This window comes from Streptomyces cellostaticus (assembly GCF_023630175.1).
GTDB classification, from domain to species: domain Bacteria; phylum Actinomycetota; class Actinomycetes; order Streptomycetales; family Streptomycetaceae; genus Streptomyces; species Streptomyces cellostaticus_A.
On record NZ_JALLIN010000044.1, the window covers coordinates 16,877 to 39,675 of the forward strand.

The 22,799-nt window shown below is 76.4% G+C and carries 20 protein-coding genes; 13 read left to right on the forward strand and 7 right to left on the reverse strand.

Going from position 1 to position 22,799, the window contains the following annotated elements:
- Positions 1-4: 4 nt before the first annotated feature.
- Positions 5-868 (reverse strand): universal stress protein, encoded by an 864-nt coding sequence (locus tag MXD57_RS24770; protein WP_250404154.1) that lies wholly within the window; start codon positions 866-868, stop codon positions 5-7.
- A gap of 101 nt (positions 869-969) precedes the next feature.
- Positions 970-1,860: a CBS domain-containing protein gene (locus MXD57_RS24775; RefSeq protein ID WP_250404156.1), complete on the reverse strand. Its 891-nt coding sequence runs from the start codon at positions 1,858-1,860 to the stop codon at positions 970-972.
- A gap of 209 nt (positions 1,861-2,069) precedes the next feature.
- On the opposite strand from MXD57_RS24775, the gene MXD57_RS24780 reads away from it, so the two are divergent.
- The 9 genes from MXD57_RS24780 to MXD57_RS24820 are packed head-to-tail and all read left to right on the forward strand — an operon-like array spanning position 2,070 to position 9,814.
- The gene (locus MXD57_RS24780) at positions 2,070-2,507 is read left to right on the forward strand and encodes a hypothetical protein (RefSeq protein ID WP_250404158.1); all 438 of its coding nucleotides are present in this window, start codon (positions 2,070-2,072) and stop codon (positions 2,505-2,507) included.
- Positions 2,504-3,430, forward strand: coding sequence for a hypothetical protein (locus tag MXD57_RS24785; protein WP_250404160.1), 927 nt, complete (start codon positions 2,504-2,506; stop codon positions 3,428-3,430). The genes MXD57_RS24780 and MXD57_RS24785 overlap by 4 nt, the downstream gene beginning before the upstream one ends.
- Positions 3,417-4,838, forward strand: a complete 1,422-nt coding sequence (locus tag MXD57_RS24790) for a V-type ATPase 116kDa subunit family protein (RefSeq protein WP_250404162.1) — start codon at positions 3,417-3,419, stop codon at positions 4,836-4,838. Before MXD57_RS24785 ends, MXD57_RS24790 begins: the two co-directional genes overlap by 14 nt.
- Positions 4,839-4,842: 4 nt before the next feature.
- Entirely contained in the window at positions 4,843-5,256 is a 414-nt protein-coding gene (locus MXD57_RS24795; RefSeq protein ID WP_250404163.1) for an ATP synthase subunit C, read from the forward strand.
- Positions 5,257-5,258: 2 nt separating this feature from the next.
- Complete coding sequence (locus MXD57_RS24800; protein ID WP_250404165.1) at positions 5,259-5,483, forward strand: V-type ATP synthase subunit F; 225 nt, start codon at positions 5,259-5,261, stop codon at positions 5,481-5,483.
- Complete coding sequence (locus MXD57_RS24805) at positions 5,483-5,992, forward strand: hypothetical protein (RefSeq protein WP_250404167.1); 510 nt, start codon at positions 5,483-5,485, stop codon at positions 5,990-5,992. The genes MXD57_RS24800 and MXD57_RS24805 overlap by 1 nt, the downstream gene beginning before the upstream one ends.
- Positions 5,989-7,791 carry a V-type ATP synthase subunit A gene (locus tag MXD57_RS24810; RefSeq protein ID WP_250404169.1) on the forward strand — a complete coding sequence of 601 codons (1,803 nt, stop codon included), beginning with the start codon at positions 5,989-5,991 and terminating at the stop codon, positions 7,789-7,791. The genes MXD57_RS24805 and MXD57_RS24810 overlap by 4 nt, the downstream gene beginning before the upstream one ends.
- A complete protein-coding gene (locus tag MXD57_RS24815; protein WP_250404171.1) occupies positions 7,788-9,197 on the forward strand; it encodes a V-type ATP synthase subunit B in 1,410 nt (469 codons plus the stop codon). The genes MXD57_RS24810 and MXD57_RS24815 overlap by 4 nt, the downstream gene beginning before the upstream one ends.
- A complete protein-coding gene (locus MXD57_RS24820; protein WP_250404173.1) occupies positions 9,194-9,814 on the forward strand; it encodes a V-type ATP synthase subunit D in 621 nt (206 codons plus the stop codon). The genes MXD57_RS24815 and MXD57_RS24820 overlap by 4 nt, the downstream gene beginning before the upstream one ends.
- A gap of 63 nt (positions 9,815-9,877) precedes the next feature.
- Here MXD57_RS24820 and MXD57_RS24825 read toward each other — a convergent pair whose 3' ends face one another.
- Positions 9,878-10,282 (reverse strand): Hsp20/alpha crystallin family protein, encoded by a 405-nt coding sequence (locus MXD57_RS24825; RefSeq protein WP_250404175.1) that lies wholly within the window; start codon positions 10,280-10,282, stop codon positions 9,878-9,880.
- A 280-nt stretch (positions 10,283-10,562) separates the two neighbouring features.
- Here MXD57_RS24825 and MXD57_RS24830 point away from each other — a divergent pair, with 280 nt between their 5' ends.
- From MXD57_RS24830 to MXD57_RS24840, 3 genes are all read left to right on the forward strand, one after another.
- On the forward strand, positions 10,563-11,444 hold the full coding sequence (locus MXD57_RS24830; RefSeq protein ID WP_250404177.1) for a universal stress protein: 882 nt from the start codon (positions 10,563-10,565) through the stop codon (positions 11,442-11,444).
- A 31-nt stretch (positions 11,445-11,475) separates the two neighbouring features.
- Positions 11,476-11,688, forward strand: coding sequence for a hypothetical protein (locus tag MXD57_RS24835; protein ID WP_250404179.1), 213 nt, complete (start codon positions 11,476-11,478; stop codon positions 11,686-11,688).
- A gap of 146 nt (positions 11,689-11,834) precedes the next feature.
- A complete protein-coding gene (locus MXD57_RS24840) occupies positions 11,835-13,523 on the forward strand; it encodes a sensor histidine kinase (protein ID WP_250404221.1) in 1,689 nt (562 codons plus the stop codon).
- Between the two features lie 13 nt (positions 13,524-13,536).
- Here the strand turns inward: MXD57_RS24840 and MXD57_RS24845 are convergent, their stop codons facing one another.
- Positions 13,537-15,921 (reverse strand): phosphoketolase family protein, encoded by a 2,385-nt coding sequence (locus MXD57_RS24845; RefSeq protein ID WP_250404180.1) that lies wholly within the window; start codon positions 15,919-15,921, stop codon positions 13,537-13,539.
- Between the two features lie 839 nt (positions 15,922-16,760).
- Between MXD57_RS24845 and MXD57_RS24850 the strand changes: the two genes are divergently transcribed.
- Positions 16,761-17,183: a pyridoxamine 5'-phosphate oxidase family protein gene (locus tag MXD57_RS24850; RefSeq protein ID WP_250404182.1), complete on the forward strand. Its 423-nt coding sequence runs from the start codon at positions 16,761-16,763 to the stop codon at positions 17,181-17,183.
- Between the two features lie 265 nt (positions 17,184-17,448).
- On the opposite strand, the gene MXD57_RS24855 is transcribed toward MXD57_RS24850, so the two are convergent.
- The 3 genes from MXD57_RS24855 to MXD57_RS24865 all read right to left on the reverse strand — a co-directional run bounded on the left by MXD57_RS24855 (position 17,449) and on the right by MXD57_RS24865 (position 22,630).
- Positions 17,449-18,474: an Acg family FMN-binding oxidoreductase gene (locus MXD57_RS24855; protein ID WP_250404184.1), complete on the reverse strand. Its 1,026-nt coding sequence runs from the start codon at positions 18,472-18,474 to the stop codon at positions 17,449-17,451.
- Positions 18,475-18,564: 90 nt separating this feature from the next.
- Positions 18,565-19,578 (reverse strand): 2-hydroxyacid dehydrogenase, encoded by a 1,014-nt coding sequence (locus tag MXD57_RS24860; RefSeq protein ID WP_250404186.1) that lies wholly within the window; start codon positions 19,576-19,578, stop codon positions 18,565-18,567.
- Positions 19,579-19,936: 358 nt separating this feature from the next.
- On the reverse strand, positions 19,937-22,630 hold the full coding sequence (locus tag MXD57_RS24865; RefSeq protein WP_250404188.1) for a bifunctional acetate--CoA ligase family protein/GNAT family N-acetyltransferase: 2,694 nt from the start codon (positions 22,628-22,630) through the stop codon (positions 19,937-19,939).
- Between the last annotated feature and the right edge of the window lie 169 nt (positions 22,631-22,799).

Here is a 22,799-nt window from a genome sequence, read left to right on the forward strand (position 1 = left end):
AGGGTCAGGTGTGCGGGACGACGGCCACGGGGGCCTCGACGTGGTGCAGCACGGCGTGGGTGACATGGCCGACGCGGGCACCGAGGGGGCCGGTGCGGACCCGGCGGCCCACGACGACCAGGGCGGCGTCGCGGGCGGCGCCCACCAGGACCCGCGCGGCGCTGCCGCACCGGCTCGCCTCGATCACCTCGACGTCCGGGAACTTCTGCCGCCAGGGGCTCAGCAGCCGGGTCAGGACGGTGGCCTGCGCGCGCGCGTGCGCGGCGTGCGCTCCGGCGTCGCCCCCGAGGGGGTGCACGGAGCCGGGCGGCTCGTTCCAGCCGTGCACGACCCGCAGGGCGGTGTCCCGGCAGGCCGCGGCGTCGAAGGCGAACTCCAGCAGCGTGTCGTCCGGCGCGCCGGTGTCGAGGCCGAGCACGACGGGCCGGAAGGGCGCGCCGGCCGACGGCACGCCCGACGGGTCCGGCCGGTGCTCGTCGGCGGCCTGCTCACCGGCCCGCACCAGTACCACCGGACGCTCGGCGCGGGCGATGACGGCCAGGCTGACCGAGCCGAGCAGGAATCCGCCGACCGGGCCGAGCCCGTGCGAGCCCAGCACCATCAGCTCGGCGGCGGCGGCCGCCTCGGTGAGGGCATCGGCCGGGTCTCCGGTGAACTGGTCGGTGACCACCTCGACACCCGGGTGGCGCAGCCGTACCCCCTCGGCGGCCTCGGGCGGGACGCCCCCGGTGCCTTCGGCCGCGCCGGGCCAGCGGACGTTGACGATCTTCAGCGGGAGCCGGCGCAGCAGGGCCTCACGGGCCGCCCATTCGACGGCGGCCCGGCTCTCGGGCGAGCCGTCGAGGCCCGCGGTGACGGTTCGGGTCATGGTCTCCACCTCCGGGGACGATGGGCGGTACGGGCGCGTGGGCGTGGGTGTGGGAGCCGGACCGGTGGGCCCGGGCGCCCGGCGCCCGCGGCCTGGTGAGGTCAGTCCGTGCGCAGGAGGTTCTTCACCTCCACCACGTCGGTGATCCGTTCGACCTCGGACAGCAGCCGGGCGCCGGTCGCCGGCGGCACCTGTCCCGCCAGTTCGACGATGCCGTCGTGGACGGTCACGTCCACCGCCCGGCGGTCGCCCGGCGGGCAGACGGCCCGGATCCTGGTCTCCACCTCCGCCTGGATTCCGGCGTCGTCCCTGATCAGCGTCTGCAGCAAGGCGTCCCGGCCCACGACGCCGACCAGCCGGCCCTCGTGGTCGGCGACCGGCAGCCGCTTCAGCCGGGACAGCGCGGCGAGCCAGGCGGCCTCGGCGACGGTGGCGCCGGGCAGCACGGTGATCGCGGGGCTGGTCATCAGGTCGGCCGCCGTCTCGCCCCGGGCCTTGCCGTGCAGACGCCGCTCCCGGAGGCGTCCGACGGGTCCGGGGCGGTGGCCGGAGGCCTCGAAGGCGACCTTGGCCAGCAGATCCGACTCCGAGACGACGCCCAGCACATGGTCCTCCCCGTCCACGACGGGCAGGGCGCCGACCTGTTCACGCGCGAGCAGCCGGGCGATCTCGCGGTAGGACAGGTCGTTCCGCAGGGACGCGGCGGGCACGTCCATCACGTCGCGCACCAGCGCCGGGCCGGTCCCGGACTCCGGACCGCTCCCGGGCTCCGCTGCGGAGGGCGGGGCGGGCGGTGCGGCCCGGGGTGCCGGACGGGAGGTCCCGCCCGGCGGGGCCTCCAGGGTGCCGGTGTGCCGGGCCGCGGCCGCGGCCACGGCGCCCAGGTACCGGACGAGCATGTCCTGCCGGGCACTCTCACCGGGGCTCCAGGGCCGGCCGGGCCGGGTCCGCCGGGCCTCCGCACCCATGGAGAAGTTCTCGTGGCTGTTCACGGTGGCCTCCGCGCTGCGTCGGGTTGCCTGTGCTGCGTCGGGTTGCCTGTGCTGCGTCGGGTTGCCCGCGCTCCCAGTGTCGCCGCGCCCGCGTGCGCACCGCCTAGAGCCGAACGGCCCTGCTGGAGCGGCGTGACGGCCCTATCCGGCGCGGGCCGGGGCGGGGACGGTGGAACCGGAGGAGCAGCCGACCGGCAGGAGGCCGGGAGATGAGCCTGCGGGACTTCCTGGAGCGGTTCCGTCCCACCGGTACACCGGGAGCGGCCGCTGTCGGCGTGCCCGCCGACCGGGCGGCGGAGCGGGCCGCTGAACTGGAGCCCGCGCTGACCCGGCTGACGGACGTTCAGCGGGAGGCCGCCCGGATCCGCGCGGCGGCGCACGAGGCGGCCGAGGTCCTGCGGCGGGACGCCGCGCGGGAGGCGGAGCGGATCGTGGCGGACGCGCGGGAGCGGGCGCCCGAGGTACGGCGGCGAGCTGCGGCGCCCGTCCTCGAGGACGGACGGCGGGAGGCCGCCGCCGTGCGCGCCGCGGGTGGACGGACCGTCGAAGCCGTCCGCGAGCGGGCCCGCGCACGCATGCCCGAACTGCTGGCCCGGACGGTGGCCGAGGCCCTGCGCCAGGCCGCCGGGCCCGCGAGAACACCGTGAACGCCGCATGGGTGGCCGCGACGGTCCGTGCCCGGGCCCTCGCCCGACGCTGCCCGGGCACCGACGGGGCACGGGCGCTCGCGGCCGGCGCCGGCCTGGACCAGGCGCTGCGGGAGCTGGCCGGAACACCGTACGGGCGGTACGCGGCGCCCGCGGCCGGGCTGCCCGAGGCACAGCGGGCGGTGTCCGCGACGCTGCTGTGGCACCTGCGGGTGCTGGCGGGCTGGCTGCCGCGGGGCGGAGCCCGCCTGCTCGTGCCGCTGGCCTGCGGCTTCGAGGTCGCGAACGTGGCCGCCCGGCTGACCGGGGACGCTCCCGGGCAGGTCCCGGCGGAGCCGTACCGGCTCGGTGCCCTGGAGACCGCCTGGCGCCGGCTCGAACGCGCCGGGACCGGAGCCGAGCTGCGTGCCGTGCTGGCCGCCTCCGCCTGGGGCGATCCCGGCGGTGACAGCGCGGGCGCCGTGCTCACCGGGATGCGGATGGCCGCCGCGCGGCGGACCGCCCTCGCGGTGCCGCAGGCGCGGGACTGGGCGGTGGGGCGCGCGGCGCTGCTCACGGCGCGTGAACGGTTCGTGCACGAAAGGCCGCTGACGGAGCCGGTGCGGCGCGACGCGGCCCGGCTGCTGGGGTCGCGGGCGGCGGGCGCGGCCTCGTACGCGCGGTTCCGCGGCCTGCTGCCGGCCCCGGCCCGCCGGCTCCTGGCCGAGGCCGGGGAGCCGGGAGCGCTGTGGCGGGCCGAGGTGCGCTGGTGGCGCACGCTCCGCGACGACGGTACCGCCCTGCTGCGCGACGCCCGGTTCGGTCCCCGCGCGGTCGTCGGCGCCGTCGCCGTGCTGTCCGTGGACGCCTGGCGGGTGCGGGCCGCCCTGGAGTCGGCGGCGCGGGGAGGCCGGGTCGGGGAGGCGTTCGATGCGCCGGCCTGAGCCGATGACGCCGGTCAGGATGCGCCGGGTGGCGGTGGTCGTGCCCGGCGCGGCGCTGCGCGACGCACTGGTGCGGATCGCGGAGGCGGGCTGTGTGGAGCTGGACCGGGCCGAGGACGCGGGCCCGGGGCCGGCGGCGCTGCGGCTGCGCCGGCTGCGGGCGCGCGCCGGGCCGGTCCCGGCGGAGACCGGCCCGGCCGTCCTGGCCGGCGCCGCCCCCGACCTGGACCGGCTGGAACGGCGCGACGGTGCGGGGCTGCTGACCGGCGAGGCCCAACTGGAGGAGCGTGCCGGTGCCGCCGTCCGGCGGGGCGACGTGGCCGCGCTCGCCGGGTGGTGCCCGGCGGCCCGGGTGCCGCACGTGGCGGAGCGGCTGGCCGCGGCGGGCGGTGCCCTGGTGCCGCTGCCCACACCGCGCGGCACCGATCCCCCGGTCCTGCTGCGGCGGTCGGGGCGGGTGTCGTTCACCCCGCTGGTGACGACGTACGGCACCCCGAGGTACGCGGACCTCGACCCCTCGTGGCCCGCGGGACTCGCCTACGTCGCGATGTTCGGGATCATGTTCGGCGACGTCGGGCACGGCGCGCTGCTGCTGCTCGGGGCCGTGGCGCTGCGCCTCGGCCGGCCCCGGCGGCTGGTGCCGCTGCGCCGACTGTGGCCGTTTTTCGCCGGTGCCGGGATCGCGTCGATGCTGGCGGGCGCCGCGTACGGGGAGTTCTTCGGGCCGACGGGTCTGCTGCCCGTGCTGTGGCTGGCCCCGCTGGAGAGCCCGGCGCGGCTGCTGGCCGCCGCCGTGGTCCTCGGAGCGGTGCTGCTGGCGCTCGCGCACGCGGCGGGTGCGGTGAACCGGGTGCGGGAGGACGGCTGGGCGGCCGGACTGTCCGCGGCGTCCGGGTGCGCCGGGCTGCTGTTCTACCTGGGACTGGTCCTGGCCGTGGCGGGCCTGCTGCTGGGCGTGCCGGCACTGGTGGCGGGCGCGGCCGCGCCGGCCGTGGCCGGGCTCGCGCTGCTGGCGTCGGGTCTGTTCCGGGCCACGGCGGGCGGCGGCGCGGGGGTGGCGGAGACGGCGGTGCGGCTCTTCGACGTGGTCGTACGCGCGGGGACCAACACCCTGTCCTTCGCGCGGCTCGCGGCCTTCGGCCTCACCCATGCCGCGCTCGCCGACCTGGTGTGGCGCGGCACCACCGCGCTGGCCGGCCGCGGGACGGCCGGGGCGGCGGGCGCGGTGGTGCTGTTCGCGGCGGGCACGGCCGTCTCCCTCGGCTTGGAGGCCCTGGTGGCCGGGGTGCAGGCGCTGCGGCTCGCGTTCTACGAGCTGTTCTCCCGGCTCTTCGAGACGGAGGGCCGTCCGTTCCGCCCCTGGCACGTCCCCGTGGCGGAACGTGCCGAGACGCTGCTACGAAGGTGATCCCATGCTCACCTGGCTGATCGTCCTGCCGGTCCTCCTGGCCGTGTTCGGTGCCGTGGGACCGCTGCGCCGGCGCCGCCCCGGACGGACGCTGCGCTGGCTGCTGGCGACCGACCTCGCTCTGCTGGTGGGCGCCTGCGCCGTCCTGGCCACGGCGCTCACGGCACCCGCGCAGGCCGCTCCGCAGGCGGCGGCGCAAGGCGGCGTGGGCGGCGCCGCCCTGATCGGGGCGGCCATCGCGGTGGCCGGGGCCTCGATCGGGGCCGCCGTCGCGGTCGCCTACACGGGTGCCGCCGCGCTGGCCGCGCTCAGCGAACGCCCCGAGATGTTCGGCCGGGCGATGGTGATCGTCGGCCTGGCGGAGGGCATCGCCGTGTACGGGCTGGTGGTCGCGATCCTGCTGATCGGAAAGGCCTGACGATGGGTACCGTTGCCGCCATCGGCGCCCGCACGGACGTGGGCGGGCTGGCCCTCGCCGGGGTCGACGTGCTGGTCGCGGAGGACCCGGACGCGGTCCGCGCGGCCTGGCGCCGGCTCCCCCGCGCCGTCGCCCTGGTGATCCTCACGGCACCGGCCGCCGAGGCGCTGGGCACCGGGGTGACGGCCCCGGATCCGTCCCGGCCGCTGACCGTGGTGATGCCGTGATGGCCGCGCCCGCGGACGCGCTGGAACCGGTGCGTGCCGAACTGCTGCGGGCGGCGCGCGCCGAGGCCGGGGCGGTGCTGGAGGGGGCGCGGGCCGACGCGGAGGAGACGCTGCGCGTCGCGCGCGCCACGGCGGACCGGGTGCTCGCCTCGGCCCGTGCGGCCGGCGCCGCGGACGGCACCGCCGCGGCCGCGGGTGAGCGGATCCGGGCGGCCGAGGACGCGTGGACCGCCGAACTCGCCGCACGTGCCGCGGCCTACGCGGACCTGCGGGCCGGGGTGCGCTCGGGTGTGCGGCGGGCACTGGCCGAGGACGCTCCGGCGCGGGACCGGCTGGTGGCGGCGGCGCGGGACCTGCTGGGCGCGCGGGCGCGCATCACGGACGCGCCGGGCGGCGGGGTGGTCGCCGAGGTGCCCGGACGCCGCGTCGACCTGTCGGCGGACGCCCTCGCCGACCGGGCCCTGGAGCGTGCCGGTGCACGGGCCGAGCACCTGTGGGAACTGCCGTGACCGGCCCGGGCGCGGGGCTCCCGGGCGGCGAACCGGGCCCGGCCGCCGTCCGGCACCCGGGCCCGCGCGATGCCCCGGCCCGGCACGGCGCTGCGCCCCGGATCCTGCGGGTCTGCGGGCCGCTGGTCGAGATGGAGTGCCCCGCGTCGGTCGCGATGCACGATCTCGTGTCGCTGGGCGCCGCCGGGCTGCCGGGCGAGGTGGTCGCCGTCCACGGCGGCACGGGCACCGTCCAGGCGTACGAGTACACGGGCGGCCTGGCGCCCGGTCAGCCCGCCGAACCGCTGGGCCGGCCGCTGTCGGTCGCGCTCGGCCCCGGTCTGCTCGGCGGGGTGTTCGACGGCCTGCTGCGGTCCCTGTCCGGCGTCGGCGACCTGCTGCTGCCCGGTGCCGGGGGTGTCGCGCCGGACGGGCGTACCTGGCGGTTCGCGCCCCGCGTGGCCGAGGGCGCCCGGGTGGCGGCCGGCGACGTCCTCGGGGAGATCGGGGCGCGGGTGCCGCTGAGCCTGCTGGTGCCGCCCGGCCGCGCCGGGACGGTGACCGCCGTCGCGGCGCCGGGCGAGTACCGCGCCGACGCCGTGCTCGCCGAGGTGGCGGGGTGCGCTGTGCGCATGACGCAGGACTGGCCGGTCCGCAGGCCGCGGCCGGCCGCCGGGCGGCTGCCCGCCGATCAGCCGCTGCACACCGGGCAGCGGGCGGTCGACCTGCTGTTCCCGGTGGCCCGGGGCGGTACGGTCGCGGTGCCCGGCGGCTTCGGCACCGGCAAGACCATGCTGCTGCAGCAGATCGCCAAGTGGTGCGACGCCGACGTGATCGTGTACGTCGGCTGCGGCGAGCGCGGCAACGAGATGGCGGACGTCATCGAGGAGCTGTCCGAGCTGGCCGATCCCCGTACCGGAGGACGGCTGTCGGAGCGCACTGTGACGATCGCGAACACCTCCAACATGCCGATGATGGCCCGCGAGGCGAGCGTGTACACGGGCGCGACGGTCGCCGAGTACTTCCGCGACATGGGCCTGGACGTCGTCGTGATCGCCGACTCCACCTCCCGCTGGGCGGAGGCGCTGCGCGAGTTCGCCTCCCGGATGGGGGAACTCCCGGCCGAGGAGGGCTATCCGGCGGGGCTCGCCTCCCGGCTGGCGGCGTTCTACGAGCGGGCCGGCCCGGTGCGCACCCTGGGCGGCGCCCGCGGTTCGGTCACGGTGATCGGTGCCGTGTCCCCGCCGGGCGGTGACCGCACCGAGCCGGTCACCGCGCACACCGAGCGGTTCGTGCGGTGCCTGTGGAGCCTGGACCGGGACCTCGCCTACGCCCGCCACTACCCCGCCGTCTCCTGGGTGGACTCCTTCTCCCGGGACGCGTCCGCGCTGGCCGCCGCGCACGCGCTGGCCGGTGACCCCGGGTGGGCGGGCCGGCGGGCCCGGGTGGCGGGTCTGCTCGCCGAGGCGGACCGGCTGGCGGACCTCGTCGAACTGGTCGGCGTCACGGCCCTGCCACCCCGGGAGCGGATCAGCGTGCTCGCCGGACGGCTGCTGCGCGAGGCGGTGGTCCAGCAGAGCGCGCTGTCCCCGGCGGACGCCTACAGCGCGCCGGGGAAGACCACGGCGCTCGTGGAGGCCGCGCTGCAGGTGATCGACCGCTGCCTCGAACTGGTGGACGGCGGCACGGGGGCGGACGCGGTCGAGGCGGTCGACTTCACCCCGCTGCTGCGGGCCCGGGAGGCCGCCGGTCCCGCCGGGACCGCTGCGGTGGACCGGGCCCGCGACACCGTGCTGGACCGGCTCGGGCGGACGGCATGAGCGGGGCCGCGGACGTCGAGTACACGGGGGTGCGGGAGCTGCGCGGCCCGCTGGTGGTCGTCGAGGGGGTGAGCGGGGTGGGCTGGGACGAGTTCGCCACGATCTCGGTCGGCCCGGGTGAACGGCGGCACGGGCTGGTCCTGGAGGTGGACCGCGACCTCGCCGTGGTCCAGGTGCTGGAGGACACGGCGGGCATGGACCGGACCCGGACCCGGGTGGCCTTCTCGGGCGCGCCCCTGCGCGTCCCCGTCGGCACCGGCTGGCTCGGCCGGGTCTGCGACGGGCGGGGCGAGCCCGCCGACGGCGGCCCGCCCGTGCTGGGCGACACCGACGCGGCGGTGGGCGGCGCCCCGATCAACCCGGTGCGCCGTGAGCCGCCGAACGAGCCGGTGCTCACCGGCGTGGCCGCCGTGGACGTGCTGACCACCCTGGTGCGGGGCCAGAAGCTGCCGGTCTTCTCCGCCGCCGGGCTGCCGCACCTGGAGCTGGCCGTGCAGATCGCGGCCCAGGCCGCCTGTGCGGGCGAGCCGTTCGCCGTCGTCTTCGCCGGGATGGGGCTGACCCACGCCGACGCCGCGTTCGTCCGGACCGCTCTGGCCGGGCGTTCGGCGGCACGGGACCTGGTCCTGCTGGTCAACACCGCCGACGACCCGGTGATCGAGCGGCTGCTGACCCCGCGCATCGCCCTGACGGTGGCCGAGCACCTGGCGTTCGCGCAGGGCCGCCATGTGCTGGTGGTGATGACCGACATGACGGCCTACGCGGAGGCACTGCGCGAGGTGTCCGCCGCGCGCGGCGAGACACCCGCCCGCCGGGCCTATCCGGGGTACCTGTACAGCGACCTGGCCTCCCTGTACGAGCGGTGCGGCCGGATCCGGGGCCGTCCGGGTTCGGTGACGGTCCTGCCGGTGCTCACGATGCCGGCCGGGGACATCACCCACCCGGTGCCGGACCTCACCGGATACATCACGGAGGGCCAGATCGTGCTGTCGGCGGAGGCGCACGCCGCCGGCGCCTATCCCCCGGTCGACCCGCTGGCCTCCCTGTCGCGGCTGATGCGCAGGGGCGCCGGAGCGGGGCGGACTCGTGCCGACCATCCGGATGTCGCGGCGCAGCTCATCGCGGCGCTGGCCCGGTCGCGGCAGGTGCGGGAGCTGGCCGACCTCATCGGGCGGCCGGCGCTCTCCCCGACCGATCTGCGCCATCTGGACCTCGCGGACGTCTTCCGGGAGCGGTTCCTCGCCCAGGGCGCGACCGAGAACCGCTCGCTCGACGAGTCCCTGGACCGGGCCTGGGAGGTGCTGCTGACGCTGCCGCGCAGCCAGCTCGGCATGCTCCCGGCCCGACTGCTCGACGCCCGGCGGCCCCCGTCCGCCGACGGCACCGACCGGGCGGGGACACCGTGAGCGGGCACGGGGGCCGGGTGCCGGTGGGGCGGGCCGGCCGGTCGCGGCTGCGCCGCGGCCTCGCTACCGCCGAGCGCGGGGCCGACCTGCTGGAACGCAAACTCCGGCTGCTGCTGGACCGGGAGGGCGCGGCCCGCGCGGCGGCCGGGGAGGCGGGCCGCGCCTGGCGGGAACGGCTGGCCGAGGCGGACACCTGGCTGGTGCGCGGGCTGCTGCTCGGCGGTGAGCGGGCGCGGGCCGAGGCGGCGCCGGCGGACCGGGCGCGGGCCGTCGTGCGGTGGGACACGCTGATGGGCGTACGGCATCCGGCGGCCCTGTCCTGGACGGACCCGGTGCGCGCCCCGGAGGAGCCGGCGCCGCCCAACACGGCACTGGCGCACGCCGAGAGGGCCTACCGGGCCGCGGTGCGGGCGGCCGCCGAGCACGCCGTCCAGTGGGCCGCGGCCGAGCTGCTCGCCGCGGAGGCCACCCGGACCCGGCGGCGGGTGCGGGCCCTGCGCCGGCACTGGATCCCCCGGCTGCGGCGGGAGCTGGCTGCGGTGGAGCTGGCGCTGGAGGAGGCGGAGCGCGAGGAGGCGCTACGGCGCCGCTGGGCCGGGACACGCCCGGGACGCTGACCGCGGGCGGATCGGACCGGCGCCGGCGGGCCCGCACCGGGCCCGCCGGGGACGGATCGCGCGTCAGTCCTTGTGCTGGATCTCGACGTGCCTGGCCTCCGTCCTCTCGGTGCCCAGGCCCACGCTGACGGTGAGCACACCGTCGGTGTAGTCGGCCGTGACGTCGTCCTCGTCGGCGCCGCGCGGCAGCGTCACGCTGCGGCTCATGGCGCCGTACCGGAATTCGCTGTGGTTCTTGTCCACGTCCCGCTCGGTGCGCTCGGCCTGGACCGTCAGGACCCCTTCGCCGACGACGACGTCGATGTCGTCGGTGACCATCCCCGGAAGTTCGGCGCGCATCACGTAGCGGCCGCTCTCCGTGTAGTCCTCGATGCGCAGGGCGGGCATCGTGAACTTGCTGGGAATGGTCTCGAACCAGTCGGGCATGTCCGGGAACGGGAACTTCTGCCTGCGTGTCAGTGTGGCCATCGCCGTGTCCTCCTCGGCGGTCGTCGGATCTGCCGACACCTCCAGTGCAGCGCGTGCGGTCCCGGCGCGCGTAGGCCGAACAGCCCTTCTTCCGGGCCCCTGGGCCCTTTCCGCCGCCGGTGCCGGAAGCCGGGACCCCCGGCACTGGCAGTCCGGCCGTCCCGGGACTTCCATGGAGGGAGCGGTGGTACTCCCCCGTGCCATCGCGGCGAGGAGGCGAGGACGATGAACGTACTGCCCCGGCCCCCGGTCCCGGCCGCCGCGGACGAAGGAGGCCGCCATGCCGGCTGCAGCTGACCGCCGGCCGGTCGTGGTGGGCGTCGATCCGGACCCGGGCCGGCGGATGGCCCTGGCCTGGGCGGCCGACGAGGCGGTCCGGCGGCGGGTGGCGCTGCGCCCGGTGCACGTCGAGGGAGTGCCGACCCGGGGCACCCGGGCGCCGGACGTCCCGTCGTCCTGGGAGCGGTGGAACGACACGCTGCACCGGGCGGGCGAGAAGGTGCTCGGCGACGCCGTGGACTTCGTCACCGAGCGCTGCCCGGACGTCGTCGTCGATCCGCTGCTCGCGGAGGGCGACCCGGTGTGGGTGCTGCGTGAGCAGAGCCGGGAGGCCACGGCGGTGGTCGTGGGCTCGCGGCATCTGAACCGGACCGAGGAGGTGTTCGGCTCGGCGGCCGTCGCGCTGCCGGTGGCGGCCCACGCGCACTGCCCGGTGGTCGTCGTGCCCGAGCCGGAGCACGTCACGCAGGAGCCCGCGTACTTCGTCGTCGGCGTCGACGGCAGCGAGCGTTCCGCCGTCGCCGTCGACCTGGCGTTCGAGGAGGCCGCGCTGCGCGGGGCCCAGTTGCGGGCCCTGTACGTCTGGCAGCCCGGGCCGCTGCGGATCTTCGACGAGTACGCGGCGCAGCAGGAGTGCCGGCGGCTGCTGTCCGAGACGGTGGCCGGGCGCCGGGCCCGCTATCCGGAGGTGGACCTGCGCCACGAGTTGCTGACCGGGCATCCCGTGCGGGCGCTCGCCGACGCCTCCGCGCACGCGCTGGGCCTGGTCGTGGGTACCCGGGGGCACGGCGGCTTCACCGGCATTCTGCTGGGCTCGGTCAGTCAGGGGCTGCTGCGGCACGCCCGCTGTCCCGTCCTGGTGGTTCCGTCGCCGACGGCGTGAACCGGGTCCGCCGCACACCCCGGGAGGAACAGTGAGCAAGCGTGCCCGAACCCTGCCGCGGATCGAGTCCGAGCGCTGCGGTGCCCGGCTGCCGTCCCGGGGCACCGCGCGCGCCCCGGCCGTGCGCCCCCAAAACGGCCGCGCCACCCGGGAGTCCCGGGGCGCCGCGGGTGAGTGGATGCTGCTGCCCGGCGGCACCTGGCGGCGCGTCCGCACGATCCGCGTACCGAGTCTGTTCGGCTGACGGGCGCCGCCCGCGCGCGGAGGCCGAGGACCGCCGTGCGACGACCCCGGCCCGTCGGGCATCCTGGGGAGGTGAGGGGCGAAACGGTGAGGGGAGCCGTGGTGGGAGAGCGCGCACAGAACGGGCGTGAGGCGGAGGCGTCAGGGATGTCCCCGCAGTTGCGTCTGGACGCGCTGCTGGACGATCTCCAGACCCAGGTGGCGCAGGTACGGGCGGCACGGGACCGGGTGCACACCCTCCTGGAAGCCGTTCTGGCCGTCGGTTCCGACCTGGACCTGGAAGTGGTGCTGCGCCGCATCGTGGAGTCGGCCGTCACCCTGGTCGACGCCCAGTACGGCGCGCTCGGCGTGCTGGGCGACGAGGGCACGATCAAGCAGTTCGTCACGGTCGGGATGGACGAGGAGACCATCGCCGGGATCGGTCACTTCCCGCGCGGCGAGGGCATACTGGGGCTGCTCATCCGTCACCCGGAGCCGCTGCGGCTGGCGGACCTCCACCGGCACGCCGCGTCCGTGGGCTTCCCGGCCGGGCATCCGCCGATGAACAGCTTCCTCGGCGCCCCCGTACGGATCCGCGAGCAGGTCTTCGGCAACCTGTACCTGACCAACAAGCGCGGCGGGGCGGGGTTCGACAACGACGACGAGGCGGTGCTGCGCACCCTGGCGGCGGCGGCCGGCGTGGCGATCGACAACGCCCGGCTGTACGAGGACGCGCAGCGCAGGCAGCGGTGGCTGGCGGCCAGCAACGACCTGACCCGCAGCCTGTTGTCCGGCGCCGAACCCAGGACGGTGCTGGAGTCCTTCACCGCGAAGGTGCGGGAGGTGGCCGGCGCGGCCCTGGTGACCCTCGCGGTGCCGGTCGGCGATCGCGGTGAGCTGGTCATCGAGGCGGCCTCGGGGGCGGGTGCCGACAGGGTCCGCGGCCTGGTTCTGCCCCCCTCGGCGCTGGCCGCCAAGGTCTTCACCTCGGGTGAGACGATCACCAGTGACGCGCTGAGCGCCGACCCGCGCGCGGAGGGCGGCAGCGCCTCCGTGGTGGAGCTGGGGCCGGCGTTCTTCGTACCGCTCGGCACGCCTGAGCACGTCCGCGGGGTGCTGCAGGTGGCGAACCTGCCCGGCGGCGCGCTCTTCGCCGACGCCGTGAGCGACATGGTCACCGGGTTCGGCAACCAGGCCGCGCTGGCCCTCGACGTCGCCGAGCACCGGCGGGACACCGAGCGGATGGTGGTGCTCGACGACCGCGACCGGATCGCCCGGGATCTGCACGACCTGGTCATCCAGCGGCTGTTCGCGGGGGCGCTGTCGCTGCAGTCGACGCTGAGCCGGGTGTCCGACCGGCCGCAGGCGAGCGAGCGGATCCGGCGGGTGGTGGACGACCTGGACGACACCATCAAGATCATCCGCTCCACCATCTACGCCCTGCGCGAGGGGGACCAGGCACGACGCGGCAGCGGGCTGCGCGCCCAGCTCGTCGCGGCCACCGAACGGGCCACCGAATCGCTCGGCTTCGCCCCGGCGCTGCGCATGACCGGGCTGCTGGACACCGTCGTCTCCGCCGAGCAGGGCGAGCAGTTGCTCGCCGTGCTCGGCGAGGCGCTGTCCAACGCGGCCCGGCACGCGCGCGCCACGTCGGTCGACGTCGCGGTCGGGGTCACCGACGCCGCCCTGCGGCTGCGGGTGGCCGACAACGGCCGGGGCATCGATCCGTCCGTCACCCGGTGCAGCGGGCTGGCCAATCTGCGGCGGCGGGCGGAGGAGCTGGACGGCTCGTTCGTCCTGTCGGCGAACGAGCCGAGCGGCACGGTCGTCGAGTGGACCGTGCCGCTGGCGCCCTGACCGCCGGGCCCGCTCAGCCGTCCCAGGTCCAGTCGGCCACCTCGGGCATGTCCGTCCCGTGCTCGCGGATGTACACGTGGTGGCGCCGGCGGGCGTCCTCCATGTGCTGGCGTACGGCCGCCGCGCGCACCGCCAGCCCGGGGACCCGGTCGATCACGTCCATGACCAGGCGGTAGCGGTCCAGGTCGTTGCCGACCACCATGTCGAACGGTGTGGTCGTGGTGCCGATCTCCTTGTAGCCGCGCACGTGCAGGTTGCGGTGCCCGGTGCGCCGGTAGGCCAGGCGGTGGATCAGCCACGGGTAGCCGTGGTAGGCGAAGACGACGGGCCGGTCCGGGGTGAACAGCCCGTCGTACTCGAAGTCGGTCATCCCGTGCGGGTGTTCCTCCTTCGGCAGCAGCCGCGCGATGTCCACCACGTTGACCACGCGCACGGCCAGTTCGGGCAGGTGCCGGCGCAGCAACTGGGCGGCGGCCAGCGTCTCCTGGGTGGGCACGTCGCCGGCGCAGGCCAGGACGACGTCCGGGTCGCGTGTTCCGTCATCGGTGCCGGCCCACTCCCAGACGCCGGCGCCGCGCGCGCAGTGCACCCTGGCCTGCTCCATCGGCAGCCAGTCGAAGCAGGGCTGCTTGCCCGCGACGATCACGTTGACGTAGTCGCGGCTGCGCAGCGCGTGGTCGGCCACCGACAGCAGGGTGTTGGCGTCCGGCGGGAAGTAGACCCGGACCGCCTCGGGACTCTTGTTGAGGATGTGGTCCACGAAGCCGGGGTCCTGGTGCGAGAAACCGTTGTGGTCCTGGCGCCACACGTGCGAGGTCAGCAGGTAGTTGAGGGAGGCGATGGGGGCCCGCCAGGGCAGCCGGCGGGTGGTGCGCAGCCACTTGATGTGCTGGTTGACCATCGAGTCGACGATGTGGACGAATGCCTCGTAGCAGGAGAACAGCCCGTGCCGGCCGGTGAGGAGGTAGCCCTCCAGCCAGCCCTGGCAGGTGTGTTCGGAAAGGATCTCCATGACCCGGCCGTGCCGGTCGAGGTGTTCGTCGACCTCGAGGGTCTCGGCCTGCCAGGCCTTGCCGCTGGCCGCGTACACCGCCTGCAGCCGGTTGGAGGCGGTCTCGTCCGGGCCGACCAGACGGAAGTCGCGGCGCTCGGTGGTGGCCCGCATGACGTCCTCGAGCATGTCGCCGAGGACACGGGTCGGTTCGTGCAGTGTGGCGCCGGGCTTGTCGGCGGCGACCGCGTACCGCTCCAGCGGGGGCAGCGGCAGTTCGCGCGCCAGCAGGCCGCCGTTGGCGTGCGGGGTGGCGCCGAGCCGCCGGCCGCCCTCGGGGACGCAGGCCAGGACGTCCGGTCGCGGCACGCCCCGCTCGTCGAAGAGTTCCTCGGGCCGGTACGAGCGCAGCCACCGCTCCAGTTGCCTGAGGTGCCCGGGGTTGTCCCGGACGGCGGCCAGCGGGACCTGGTGGGCGCGCCAGGTGCCCTCCACGGGCACTCCGTCGACCTCGGCCGGGCCGGTCCAGCCCTTCGGGGTGCGCAGCACGATCACCGGCCAGCGGGGCCGTTCGGTGGCACCGTCCTCGCGGGCGGCGCGCTGGACGGCGGAGATGCGGTCCAGGACGGTGTCCAGGGCGGCGGCCATGGCGCGGTGCACGGTGGCCGGGTCGTCGCCGGTGACGTGGACCGGGTCGTGGCCGTATCCCCTGAGCAGGTCGTCGAGTTCGGCCTCGGGGAGCCGGGCGAGCAGGGTCGGATTGGCGATCTTGTATCCGTTGAGGTGCAGGATCGGCAGGACGGCGCCGTCGTGGACCGGGTCGAGGAACTTGTTGGAGTGCCAGGAGGCGGCCAGCGGCCCGGTCTCCGCCTCGCCGTCGCCGATCACACAGGCGACGACGAGGTCCGGGTTGTCGAACGCGGCGCCGTAGGCATGGGAGAGCGCGTAGCCCAGTTCACCGCCTTCGTGGATCGAGCCGGGCGTCTCCGGGGCCACGTGGCTGGGCACCCCGCCGGGGAACGAGAACTGCCTGAAGAGCCGGGCCATCCCGGCCGCGTCGCGGGTGACGTCGGGGTACGTCTCGGAGTAGGAGCCCTCCAGCCAGGAGTTGGCGAGCACGGCCGGTCCGCCGTGGCCCGGGCCCCAGACGCACAGGGCGTTCAGGTCGCGGGCCTTGATGACGCGGTTGAGGTGGGTGTGCACCAGGTTGAGGCCGGGTGAGGTGCCCCAGTGGCCGAGCAGCCGCGGCTTGATGTGCTCCGGGCGCAGCGGTTCGGACAGCAGCGGGTTGGCCATGAGGTAGATCTGACCGGCGGACAGGTAGTTCGCGGCGCGCCAGTGGGCGTCCAGCGACCGCAGTTCCTCCTGTGCGAGGCGGTCGGGCACCTGCTGGGTGTCGACGGACATCGGGGTTCCTTTCCGTACCGGGTCGCAGGACCCGGGTCCTGGGGGTGGGCCGTCGGCCGAGGCTGTTCCCGGCCGTGCCCGGGTGCGGGGAGGCCGAGGCGGGCGGCGCGGCCGCGGTGGACGGGGCGGGGGCGGCGGGTGAAGCACCTGAACGGCTCGGCGAGCGTGTGGAACAGCCGGGTCGCGGGCCGGACCGCGAACAGCGGCAGCGGCAGCGGCAGCGGCAGCGGCACGAGTCAGCGCACGGGCCGCCACCGTTCCCGGCACCGGCACACCGGGCCCGGCTCGTCGCGCGGAGCGGCGCCGGGCCGGTACGGACGCCGGGCCGGCCGGGTGGGACAGCGGCTCGGTGGGCGCCGGATGCCCGGACGCACCACGGAGCACGCGGGCGGCCACCACCGCGCGGCGTGGCGGCTCCGAAGACCCCGTGGCAGGGCGGGCCGGGCCACCCTGGCCTGGACGCGCGCCGTTCCGGCCGCTCGCTCCGCTCTCCCCACGGCTGGGCCATGCCGTCCCCCTCCGTGTGGGCAGTGGTGCGGCCCGGCGGTCGGCAGGGGCCGCGGATCTTCCGGCCGTGCGGGGCGATCCGGAGGTCTGCTCCCACTGTCCGCGTCCGGGGCCGCCGGCGGAGGGGGCCGAACGGCCCAAGCGCCCGGCCCGTCGGTCCCCGGTTCCGCCCGTCCGGCGGACACCCGAAGGCCGGTGGCGGGGCCCGGGGGCCCGGCCGGGACATCCGGCGGACGGTCCCCCGCCCGGCGGGCGGCCCGGCCCGGCGGGGCATGTAGTGAAGGGCCGTTGGGCCCTAACGATGTCCGGTCCGCGGGAGGGACGATGGACGGATGTTCCCCACCGACGGCTTCCGGGTGCTCGACCGGCAGGAGTGCCTGCGCCTGCTGGCCGAGGTGCCGGTCGGCCGTGTCGTGTACACACGACGCGCGCTGCCCACGGTGCTGCCGGTCAACTTCTCCGTGGACACGGACTCCGCCGTGGTGCTGCGCACCTCGGCGAGCTCGGAACTCGTCCGGGCGATCGACGGGGTCGTGGTGGCCTTCGAGGCCGACGACTTCGACACCGGGGCCCGGACCGGGTGGAGCGTGGTCGTCACGGGCCGCGCGACGGTGGTGACCGGACCCGCCGAGCACGAACGGCTGTCGCGCACCGGCCCGCGCTCCTGGGTGGTCACGCACGACGGGGTCTTCGTCCGCATCGAGGCCGAGCTGGTCACCGGCCGGGAGCTGCCGGGCCGGCCCGACGCCCGCTGAGGGGGACGCGCCCGCCGGCGGGCGCCGCCCGGACCCGGGCCGGGGCCCGGCCCTCGGCGTGCACCGCCCACCCGTCCGGGGCGAAGCAGTCGTACCGGAAGTGCCCTGTCGCGTACGGCAGTCGGCCCACCGGGCGCCGGTCGCCGGCCCGGGAAGCGGCCGTCGCGCGACCTGACCGGCACGGCACCCCGCCGCCGCGCCCTCCGGCCGGGGGCATCCCGCCGCCACGCCCTTCGGCGGACCGGGCCCTTCGCCTCCTCGGAGGTCAGGCCGCACCGACGATGTCCAGGACCTCGCGGACGGGACGCCGGGGAGTGGCCGGGCCGAAGGGACCGTAGCCCAGGCGCAGCACCATCTGGACGTGGCCCCGGCCGACGACCGGATCGCGCACCAGCGGACGCAGGTCCGGGCTCTCCAGCGCGTGGGAGGTCAGGGAGGTGGCGAGACCCGCGAGGGTCGCCTCCAGCAGGACGCGTTCCAGTGCCTGGCCCGCGCGCAGCCAGTCGGCGGGAGTGTCGCCGGAGGTGCTCAGCAGGGCGAGGTGCGGATTGCGCTCGAACGCGGCGGCGCCCCGGTCGGCCACCGGCCGGCGCCCGGCGAAGTCCCGCAGCGGAGCGCGGCCGTCCCGCATCCGGGGTCCGAAGGCGTACTCGGGCACGCCGTCGGTGGCGATGTCCGCCTCGGGACCGAGCCGGGTCCAGCGCCGCAGGTCCGCCATGCCCTCGGGGTGCACGGCGTCCCGGCTCTCCGCGTCCTGGACCAGGTCGAGCACGGTCTCCACGTGCCAGGGCCCGGCGAAGAGCAGTTCGGCCCCCTCCTGCGCGGCCGCGGTCCGCAGGGCGGCCCGGGCGTCGTCGGGGATGTCCTTCTCGTCGAAGGGGTGGCGGCTGGTGTGCCGGCGCTGGATCGCCGGGTGCAGCCGCGCCAGGTCGGCCACGTCCCGAGCGGCACCGCCGTGCGCGGACGCCGGGGCCGGCGGCGGGGCCGACCGGACCGACGCGAGCAGCAGCGGTTCCGCCGGATCGGGCAGCAGCCGTACCTCCGGGCTGATTCCGGCGTGCGCGGCGGCGACGCGCAGGTTGAACAGCGCCGCGCCGCAGCCCATGTACAGCGCCCGGTTGGCGGGGTCGGAGTGGGGCATGGCCCGGCCGAGGTCCGGGCGCAGTTCGAGCACCCCCTCGTCCTCCCGCAGGCGGAAGCGCCATGGCTGCGCGTTGTGCATGGACGGGGCCAGGACCGCCGCCGCGACCAGGGCGGCCGCGGTCCTCGCGTCGAGTTGCTGCGGGTCCATCACACGCTCCTCACGGCTCGGGCCGCCTCGGCTCCCCGTCCCCAGTATCCGGTCGGCCGGCGCCGCGGACGCCGCGGTGCCGGGTGTGTCTCAGGCCGTACCGGGACGGACGAGCACGTTCTCGCCGGAGCGGCCGGCGGCGTAGTCCTCGATGTTGGTCACGGTGGTCCGGGCGATCTGGCCGACGGCGTCCCTGGTGAAGTACGCCTGGTGGGACGTGACCAGGACGTTGCTGAAGGTCATCAGCCTGGCCAGGCGCTCGTCGGTCATCACCTCGAGCGACTTGTCCAGGAAGAACACCCCGGCCTCCTCCTCGTACACGTCGAGGCCGACACCGCTCAGCCGGCCCGCGCGCAGCGTCTCCAGCAGGGCGTCGGTGTCCACCAGGCCGCCGCGACTGGAGTTGACCAGGATGGCGTCGTCCTTCATCAGGGCCAGGGACGCGGCGTCGACGAGATGGTGCGTGTCGGGCAGCAGCGGGACGTGCAGACTGACCAGGTCCGCCTCGGCGAACAGCCGCTCGCGCGAGACGTACTCCATGCCGAGGGCGAGGCAGTCCGGGCTCTCCGCGATGTCCCAGCCCAGCAGCCGCATCCCGAATCCGTGGGCGATCCGGGCGAACGCGGTGCCGATCTTCCCGGTGCCCACCACCCCGGCCGTGCGGCCGCGCAGGTCGCGGCCCATCAGGCCGTCGAGCCGGAAGTCGAAGTCCCGGGTGCGCCGGGCGGCCCGGACGATCCGGCGGTCCACCGCGAGAGCCAGGGTCCAGGCGAACTCGGCCACCGAGTAGGGCGAGTAGTACGAGACCCGGGCCACGGTCAGCCCGAGTTCCCCCGCGGCGGTCAGGTCGATGTTGTTGTACCCGGTGGAGCGCTGGGCGATCATCCGGGTGCCGCCCTCCGCGAGGGACCGCAGCACGGCGGCGTCCAGGGTGTCGTTGACACTGCTGAGCACGACCTCGTGCCCGGCGGCCGTCGGCGACGTGTCCCGGTCCAGGAACAGCCGCAGGCAGCGCAGTTCGTGGCGGCCGGCGGCCACGGTGTCGAACGCCTCCCTCAGCAGCGGTTCCTCGTCGGCGAGGACGCCGTACGCAACGATCTCCACGTGTTCTCCTCCGTCGCACCCGGTCACCCCTCCACCGTAGGGCGGGGCCGCCACCCGGTAAGAGGGCCGACCGGGCCGCGACGCGGGTCCGATCGTCCCCGGACACCCCGTCACCATGCCCGGCAGCGGCGCCCCGTCGCCGCGCGGTGACACCCGGCAGCGATCCGGGCGGGCCGCTCCTCGGCCGGGAGCCGCGCCTCGCGCGGCGCGCGGGCGACGGGCCCTGCGGTCCGTGCCGTCGAACCGCGCTCGTCGAGCCGTGGGCCACCAGGACCCGCCCGGTCCCGGCGGTCCGGCCTCCTCTCCCCGAGGGTGCGGCCGGTCGCCGTCACCACCGTGGTCCGTCCGCGGTTCCGCCTCAGCGGAGCCGGCGCAGATAGGGGTCCTGGGCGTCGCGCGGGACCAGGCGCACCCGCGCGTCGAGCACGCGGACCCGGTCCGGGGTGGCGAGTACGGGGTCGAAGTCGGCCGCGGCGAGCTGCGGCAGGTCGGCCGCCATCCGTGACATTCGGTGCAGCAGCAGCTCGAGTCCCTCGAGGTCCGCCGGGCCGCCGCCGTGCGCGGCGAACAGCAGCGGGGCGCAGCGCGGCGCGGTGATCAGGTCGTGCACGTCGTGGTCGGTCAGGGGGGCCAGCCGGGCGGCGTGGTCGCCGAGCACCTCGGTCGCGGTGCCGCCGAACCCGAACAGCACGAGTGGTCCGAAGACCTCGTCCTGGACGACACCGGCGAGCAGTTCGATGCCGCGGGCCGCCGGCGGCTGCACGACCGCGCCGGCGAGCAGTCCGGCGAACCTGTTCTCGAAGTCGCGGAAGGCGGCGCGCACTTGGGAGTCGCCCTGGAGGTCGAGGTGCACGGCGTGCCGTTCGCTCCGGTGGACCAGGCCCGGCCAGTGCGCCTTCATGACCACCCGGCCGTCCGGGCCGCGCAGCCGTTCGGCGGCCGTCACGGCCTCGTCCTCGCTCTGAACCCATGCCCAGGGCAGTTGCGGGATGCCGTAGCAGGCCAGCAGGTCCGCGCAGGCGCGCGGGTCGAGCCAGCCGCCGTCGGGACGCGTGGCCAGGAAGGTCCGCACGACCTCCCGGGCGCGTTCCGTCTCGACGCCGTCCAGGTCCGGGACGGTGCCCGCGGGGCGGGCGAGCCAGGCGGAGCGGCGGGCGGCGTGGGCGAGCGCCCGGGCGGCCGCCTGCGGCTCGGCGTAGGAGGGAACGGCGCCGCCGCCGGCGGCGGGCAGCAGCCGGACCGGGAGGTCCTGTTCGAGGCGGACCGCGGCCACCGGCCTGGCCCCGTGTCCGGGGGCTCCGGTGACGGCGCGGACCAGGTCGTCCCCGGTCGCTGCGGCGACCGCGGTGGGCACCAGCGCGACCAGGACGGCGTCGACGCCCGGGTGCCGGGTCAGCCGCTCCAGGCAGTCGGTGAGCTGCTCCTGGGTGACGGCGGCGGTGGCGTGGACCGGGTTGCCGGCCGCGGCGCCTTCAGGGAGCACGGCGAGCAGGTCGCCGATCAGTGCCGAGGTGAGCGGCGGCAGGGTGAGTCCCGCCTCGGCGCAGGCGTCGGCCGCGAGCACACCGGCGCCGCCCGCGTTGGTGACGATCGCGACGCGGGGGCCGGCGGGCAGCGGCTGGGAGTGCAGCAGCGCGGCGGTGCCGAGGAGTTCGCCCACCGAGCGGGTCGCGGTGATGCCCGCCTGGTCGAACAGGGCCTGCCGGGTCATGGTCCGGGTGGCGGCGGCCGCGGTGTGCGAGGCGGCGGCGCGGCGGCCGGCGGGGGTGCGGCCGGCGTCCACGGTGAGCACCGGCATGCGGCGGGTGACCCGGCGGGCGGTGCGGGAGAAGGCACGGGGGCCGCCGAAGGACTCCAGGTGCAGCAGGGCCAGGTCGGTGCGGCCGTCGCTCTCCCACCACTGGAGCATGTCGTTGCCGCTGACGTCGTACTTGTCGCCGAGGGACGCGAAGGAGGAGACGCCGATGCCCAGCCGGGACAGGCCGTCGAGCAGGGCGATGCCGACACCGCCGGACTGCACGGCGACACCGGCGGTGCCGGGGCGCGGGTGCCCTGCGGCGAACGTGGCGTCCAGGCGCAGGCCGGACTCGGTGTTGGAGACACCGAGGCAGTTCGGGCCGACGAGGCGCATGCCGTGGGCGCGGCACGCGGCCAGCAGCGCTCGTGCCTGGTCGGCGTCGAGGCCGGCGGTCACGACGACCAGGGCCCGCACGCCCGCCTTGCCGCACTCCTCCGCGACGGCCGGGACCGCCGCCGCGGGCACGGCGACGACCACCAGGTCGGGGGTGACCGGCAGGTCGCCGACGGCCGGGTAGGAGGGCACGCCCAGGATGTGCTCGACGTTCGGGTTCACCGCGAACAGGCGGCCGCTGTATCCGCCGGCCTTCAACTGGTGCAGGACCGCCCGGCCCACCGAGCCGGGGGTGCGTCCGGCGCCGGCGACGGCGACCGCGCCCGGGCGCAGGAGCGGCTCGAGGCTGGCGACGTCGGCGACCCGGCCCCGGGCCTCCACGGCCGAGAGGTAGGTGTCGTCCTGGTCGAGCCGGATGGTGCACCGGACCTCGGGCCCGTCGAAACGGCGGCTGACGCGCAGGCCGAGATCGCGGAAGAGTCCGAGCACCTGGCGGTTCTCGCTGAGCGCGTCGGCGGTGAACGTGGTGACGCCGTCGGCGCGGGCCGCCGAGACCAGGTGTTCCACGAGCAGCGTGCCCACACCGAGGTGGTGCACCGTGTCGCCCACGGCGAGCGAGATCTCGGCCGTGTCCCGCTCCCCCGCCGAGTCGTACTCGGCGAGGCCGAGCACCCGGTCCCCGCTCCGGGCCAGCAGGGCCCGGCGTCCGGGGCGGGCCGGGGCGCAGGCCCGGTCGGCGGCGCGGGCGCCGGAACGCCGGCTGACGGAGAAGAACCGCAGCCGCAGGTTCTCCGGGGACATCTCCGCGTAGAACCGCCGCAGGCCGTCGTGGTCGGCCGGGGTCACGGGACGGATGCACACGGTGGTGCCGTCCGCGAGCAGCGCGTGGACCGGGGGGTGGTGGAGCACGTCGTCCGACATCACGGATCTCCTCCAGGCGTCGCGGTGTCTCGAGCATCCGCCGGTTCGGGCGCCGCTCCCATGGGCTGTCCGGGCCTGGCACGGGGCCGTACGTCCCCGGTGGACCGCCGGCCGGGGGCGGCGGTGGCCGCGGGTGACGGCCCGCGACGGACGGCCACCGGGACGGAGG